Source organism: Corallococcus sp. 4LFB, from assembly GCF_046520365.1.
GTDB classification, from domain to species: Bacteria; Myxococcota; Myxococcia; order Myxococcales; family Myxococcaceae; genus Corallococcus; species Corallococcus caeni.
The window spans coordinates 1-5,602 of record NZ_JBKGHJ010000512.1; the positions used below are offsets into that span (position 1 = coordinate 1).

The window sequence follows — 5,602 nt, forward strand, 5'->3', positions numbered from 1 at the left end:
CCCGCCGCGTGGATCCACGGGATGCTCGGCTGCGCGCGGCCGAGGGCGCCTTGAAGGCCGCGCTCGAGCCGTCGGGGCCATCGCCGGACGGGGGATGACGCCAGGGGCAGGGCTGGAGCCGCGCGAGGGCGCGCCGCTTCAGCGCTGGCCGAACGGGCGCACCGCGAGCCCCACGCCCAGCAGTCCTTCGTCGCGCCGGAAGAGCCCGGCGTCGTTCTTCACGCCCGTGGCGGTGAGCCGCACGAACACCGGCGCGTCGTTGACCGCGAGGAGCACGTGCTCCAGCGCGACCTCGCCGCGTGCCCGGAAGTGCGCGCCCCCATCGAATTCGAAGCTCCAGCCCGCGAGCCCCGTCGCGCGCAACGCCCACCGCCCATCCCGCGTCTCCCAGCCCGCGTCGAGCAGCAGGGACGTGAAGGGAGACACCTCGTTCCGGGTCCCGTCCGGCGCATGGCGCAGGGCATGGCTCGCGGCGGGGCCCACGGCCAGCCAGCCCCATTCGGTGTTCGTGCGAAGCGGATCCAACAGCAGCCCCACGCGGCCCGTCTCCAGCGTCCAGCCCGCCCCCTCCCAGGTGCGCCGCTCCAGGTGCGCCGCGCGCGCGGCGAGCGCCACGTCGAACGGGAAGGGGATGCGCCGGGGCCGCCCGATGGAGACGAGGATGGCGCCTTCCTCCACGTGCCTGCGCAGCAGGGCCTCGTAGGCGGTGAAGGTCAGCCCAGGCCGCTCGCCGCCCCAGGCCTCCGTCATGAGCAGCCGGTGCGAGTCGAACCACAGCGAGTCCGCCTTGCTGCCGCTCGAACGGTCCGCGCGCACCAGGAACCCCGTGCGCACGGCGAGGGCCTGCGTGTCGTCCTGCACGCGCAGCGCGGCGCCCAGCACCCAGCCGGTGCCGGGGTCGAAGCAGGTGGGGAACGTCTCCCCGCCCGCCGTCCGGCCTTCACAGGACAGGCCGGGCACGGTGCCCAGGAGCAATGCCAGCGCGAGCGCCACCATGCCGGGCCTAGCCCTTCCCGGGGGACGACGTCGGCGCGGACCTTCTCGCCGGGGCCCACAGCGAGAAGCGCAGGCCCGCCTGCGCGGACCACTCCCAGCTCGCCGGCGCGTTCGCCACGTCGTCGCGCCAGGTCCCGCGCCCGTCCAGCGTCAGGCTCACGGGCTGGTCGTTGATGGCCAGCAGGATGACCTCGTAGCCCGCGCGCAGCCGCAGCCGCTCCGGACGCAGGGGCCGGCCGTCCACGGCTTGCGCGAGCAGCACCTTCTGGGCCTCCGCGCCGAAGCGCACGTGGTGGAAGCCGTCCCGGTCCAGCGTGAGGTCCCCCTCCAGCGCCGCCGCGGGGACGAGCGTGAAGAAGCCGTTCGTCCGGTCGCGCTCCACGGCGGGCCCTGCCCGCACGCGCACGTAGGATACGAGGTCGCTCGAATGCCACAGGTCCAGCGTCAGGTCGGTCGCGGCCAGGGAGAGGAAGTCCGCGTGCGCGTCCTCGCGGCGCACCTGCTCCCCGTGGAGCACCTCCATCCAGAAGCCCAGGTTGGCGTAGACGTCGAAGCGCCGGGGGCGGCCGTGGAAGGTCGTCACCCGGAAGAGGGGCGCGTCGTGCTGGCTGCGGAAGTCGTAGCGCAGGAGCGTGGCCTCGTAGGACGCCGCGTCACCCAGGTACAGCTCCGTGTCCAGCAGCGTCATCCGGTGCAGCCGGTCCGAATCGCCGGGCCACTCCAGGTCCACGCCGAAGTCCACCCGCACGCGCTCGTCCACGCCGTCCGTCCCGCGCAGCCAGCGCGGCGCCCACGCTCCGCCCAGGTAGACGCGCCGGTGCAGGTCGAAGTTGTACTGGAGCACCCGTCCGCGCTCGTCGCGGTACCAGCCCGGCGGCGCCTCCGCGATGGCGGGCACCAGGCGGTACTCGCGCGCCTTCTGCGCGGGCATCAAGTGGGACACGCACCCGTCCACCCGCTGCAGGGGTTGATCATTCTCGTGGCCCTCCGCGTCCAGCTCATTCGCGGGCGACACCAGGCACTCCTTCTTCGCCTCGTCGCAGCGGGCGCGCCACTGCCCGGAAGGCACGGCGGGCGTGGGCGGCAGGGTGAGGCACCGCGCCTGCCCGTCAAAGGGTTGCTGGGGAGACGACGCGTCCGGAACAGCCATCTGGAAGTCCCACGGCTCCGGCGTCGCGGGAGGCTCCGGCGTCGGGGCCTGCGTTGCGTCCACCGGCGCTTCGGCCGGAGCCTCGGGCTCCGCCACCTCCGGCGCTCCACCTGCCCGAGCAGGAGGGCACACCCCAGGTCACCGCTGAAACCAGCATCACTGCTCCTCATGAGCGGCCTTCCGCGCACCGGCCACGCGGTCAGGCTTCGTGAGGCGGTGCCCATACAAGGCCCGTGCCCCTGGCTGGAGGACGGGCTTCCGCGGACTTGCCCGTGCGGCTGTGCAGGCGCCTGCACAGCACCTGTGCACGCGGAGGCGCGCGCGCTGGCGCGAGAACGACGCACCCCCTTCCAGGTCGGTCGACCGGCGGGGGTGGTGGGGATATAAGCGCCCCGGCCCCGTGCCGTGCACGGTGGGCCCGTCCCGGACGACGAAGGAGCACGCGCGCGTGGCAAGCGACGGCGAAAAGAACTCGCAGGGGGAATCCACCTTCACCCAGGCCATCCTGGGTGAGGACACCCTGACGACGAGCTGGGCGAAGAGGTGGCTGGCCCTGTCCTTCAGCACGCGCGTGGTCCTGGCGACCGCGGGCTTCGCGGCGCTGCTCTTCGTGCCCTACCTGGGCGCCGTGGGACTGTGGGACCCCTGGGAGACTCACTACGGCGAAGTGGGCCGGCAGATGATCCAGCGCAGCGACTACGTCTTTCCCTTCTGGGAGAACGCGTGGTTCTTCTCCAAGCCGCCGCTCACCATGTGGATGCAGGCGCTGGGGATGAACCTCGTCGGCGCGCTCCGGGGCGACGGCGCCATGGGCCTCTACACGGAGTGGGGCATGCGGATGCCCTTCGCCCTGCTGAGCATCACCGCCGTGGCGCTCTTGTCGCTGGCGGTGGCGCGGGTGGTGAGCATGCGCGCGGGCCTGGCCACGGGCTTCGTGCTGGCCACCATGCCGCTGTACTTCCTGCTCACCCGGCAGACCGTCACCGACACGCCCTTCGTCACCACCTTCGTGTGCGCCATGGCGTGCGCGCTCATCGGGCAGTTGGATGACACCACGAAGCACCGCGCCGGCTGGTGGTACGCGTTCTACGTCTTCGCGGGCCTGGCCACGCTGGCCAAGGGCCTGTTGGGCGTGGGCCTGCCCGCGGTCATCCTGGTGCTGTACGCGGCCGCCGCCGTCATCCCGTGGAGCCGCGAGAGCCTGGAGGCGCACCTGCGCTGGCTCTTCAACGGCGAGGACCGCGCCCAGGTGCGCGCGGGCACGCGGGCCATGCCGGTGCTGTGGGCGCAGATGTACCGGATGAAGCTGGGCACGGGCATCCTCGTGTTCTTCGCGGTGGCGGTGCCCTGGTACCTGACGCTGTGCCTCTTCGACGGCGTGGACGACGAGGGCAAGCTGTTCTGGTACCGCTTCTTCATCCACGACCACCTCAACCGCCTCACCGCGGGCGTGCACACCACCACGCCGGGCGGGTCGTTCACCTACTTCATCGAGCAGGGCGGCTTCGCCATCTTCCCGTGGGTGGCGCTCGTGCCCGGCGCGTTCGCGGTCGTGTCGCGCCTCAAGCTGCGCTCGCGGGACAAGGCGGACCACCTGGCGCTCATCGCCGTGCTGTGGGTGGCGTTCGCGTTCTACCTGCTGGCCTCCAGCGCCACGAAGTTCCACCACTACGTGTTCCCCATCCTGCCGGGCCTGGCCATCCTCATCGCGCTGTTCGTGGACCGGCTGTGGAGGGACGGCCTCTCCGAGCACGCCGTGAGCCTCATCTTCGGCCTGGTGCTCTTCATCCTCGTGGGCAAGGACCTGGCGGAGAACCCCAAGGACTTCACGGACCTGTTCGTCTACAACTACGACCGGCCCTATCCGCAGGACCTGGTCAACAGGCCCATCGCGTTCTTCTCCTCGCGCCCGCTGTGGATGGGGGACCTGGTGACGCTGGTGCTGCTGGCCTTCGGCGTGTACCTGGCCTTCGACGTGTTCTCCCCCAAGGTGAAGCAGGAGCGCCCGGCCGCCGGGCGCGCCGTCGCGCTGGGGCTGCTGCTCACCGGCGGGGCCACGCTGGCCGCGGTGGCCACGCAGGGGCAGGTGTCCGCCATGGGGCTGTGGGGTGTGGCGCTGCTGGCGCTCGCGGGCTTCCTTGGCTGGCAGTCGTCGCGGCCGGAGGAGGCGCCGGGGCGCACGGTGCTCCAGGTGGTGGGCTTCGGCCTGGCGCTGGTGGGCGTGGCGCTGGCGGTGCGCGGCTTCCGGGGCCCGCCCGCGTCGGACGCGCTGTTCAAGGCCCTGTCCGGCACCATCAACGTGAAGGTGGGCATGGGCTTCGCGTTCGGCGTGGCCGGCGTGCTGGCGGTGGTGGCCGCGCTGCAGCGCTCGCGCGTGCTCTTGTTCAGCACGTTCTGGGGCCTGGCCGCGGCGTTCGCGCTCTGGTTCAACTGGGGCCACTGGGTGGACCTGTCCCACCACTGGACGCAGCGCGACCTGTTCTGGCGCTACTACAACCAGCGCCAGGCGGGGGAGCCCATCGCCGCGTACATGATGAACTGGCGCGGGGAGACGTTCTACTCGCGCAACACGGTGGAGCAGTTCCGCGCGGGTGACGCCAACACGCGCATGCGCCAGTACGCGGCGCGGCCCGGCCGCGAGTGGGCGCTGGTGGAGCACAACCGCGTGAACCTGCTCCGGAGCGCGGTGGGCTCCGACAAGACCGTCACCCTCGTCGACCGGGACATCAACAACAAGTTCGTGCTGGTGACCATCGAGTGAGCCGCCCCCTGCCCGCCGCTCGCGTGGAGTCCCCCGGGGAGGGAGGCCTGCGCGTGCGCGGGCTGGCGAAGCGCTTTGGCGAGCGCACCGCCGTGGAGGACCTCACCTTCGACGTGCGGCCCGGTGAGGTGTTCGGCCTGCTGGGCCCCAACGGCGCGGGCAAGACGACGACGGTGCGCATGCTGACGGGGCTGCTCCAGCCCTCCGGCGGCGACGCGGAGGTGTGGGGCCACTCCGTCACGCGCGACGGTGAAGCGCTGCGCAAGGTGGTGGGCCTGCTCACCGAACAGCCCGGGCTCTACGACCGGCTCACCGCGCGGGAGAACCTGCGCTTCTTCATGAAGCTGCACGAAATGGACGAGTCCGTCGCGTGGCCCCGCGCGAAGCACTACCTCGACCGCTTCGGGCTGGGCGGCCGCGAGGACGACCCGTGCGGCGGCTTCAGCAAGGGCATGCGCCAGAAGCTGGCCATCGTGCGCACGCTGGTGCACGACCCGCGCGTCATCTTCCTGGACGAGCCCACCAGCGGCCTGGACCCCGAGTCCGCGCGCACCGTGCGCGACGCGGTGGCGGAGCTGGCCTCCGAGGGGCGCACCATCGTCCTGTGCTCGCACAACCTGGCGGAGGTGGAGCGGCTGTGCGAGCGCGTGGCCGTCGTGCGCCGCCGCCTGCTGGCGCTGGGCCCGGTGCGCGAG

General features: G+C 72.1%; 4 protein-coding genes. 2 read left to right on the forward strand and 2 right to left on the reverse strand.

The genetic code is table 11. The features are described 5' to 3' along the window. Nucleotides 1-138: 138 nt before the first annotated feature. Both ACLEQD_RS35540 and ACLEQD_RS35545 read right to left on the reverse strand, forming a co-directional pair. Complete coding sequence (locus ACLEQD_RS35540) at nt 139-996, reverse strand: hypothetical protein (protein ID WP_410390240.1); 858 nt, start codon at nt 994-996, stop codon at nt 139-141. Between the two features lie 7 nt (nt 997-1,003). Further along, nucleotides 1,004-2,242 carry a hypothetical protein gene (locus ACLEQD_RS35545; RefSeq protein ID WP_410390242.1) on the reverse strand — a complete coding sequence of 413 codons (1,239 nt, stop codon included), beginning with the start codon at nt 2,240-2,242 and terminating at the stop codon, nt 1,004-1,006. A gap of 352 nt (nt 2,243-2,594) precedes the next feature. On the opposite strand from ACLEQD_RS35545, the gene ACLEQD_RS35550 reads away from it, so the two are divergent. Both ACLEQD_RS35550 and ACLEQD_RS35555 read left to right on the forward strand, forming a co-directional pair. Beyond that, nucleotides 2,595-4,907, forward strand: coding sequence for an ArnT family glycosyltransferase (locus ACLEQD_RS35550; protein ID WP_410390244.1), 2,313 nt, complete (start codon nt 2,595-2,597; stop codon nt 4,905-4,907). Continuing rightward, a partial coding sequence (locus ACLEQD_RS35555) for an ABC transporter ATP-binding protein (protein ID WP_410390246.1) occupies nt 4,904-5,602 on the forward strand: 699 nt, incomplete at its 3' end. The genes ACLEQD_RS35550 and ACLEQD_RS35555, both read left to right, overlap by 4 nt.

Excerpts from the sequence above, each read along its gene's own strand:
- ACLEQD_RS35540 (WP_410390240.1), bottom strand. The coding sequence starts at position 996 with ATGGTGGCGCTCGCGCTGGCATTGCTCCTGGGCACCGTGCCCGGCCTG.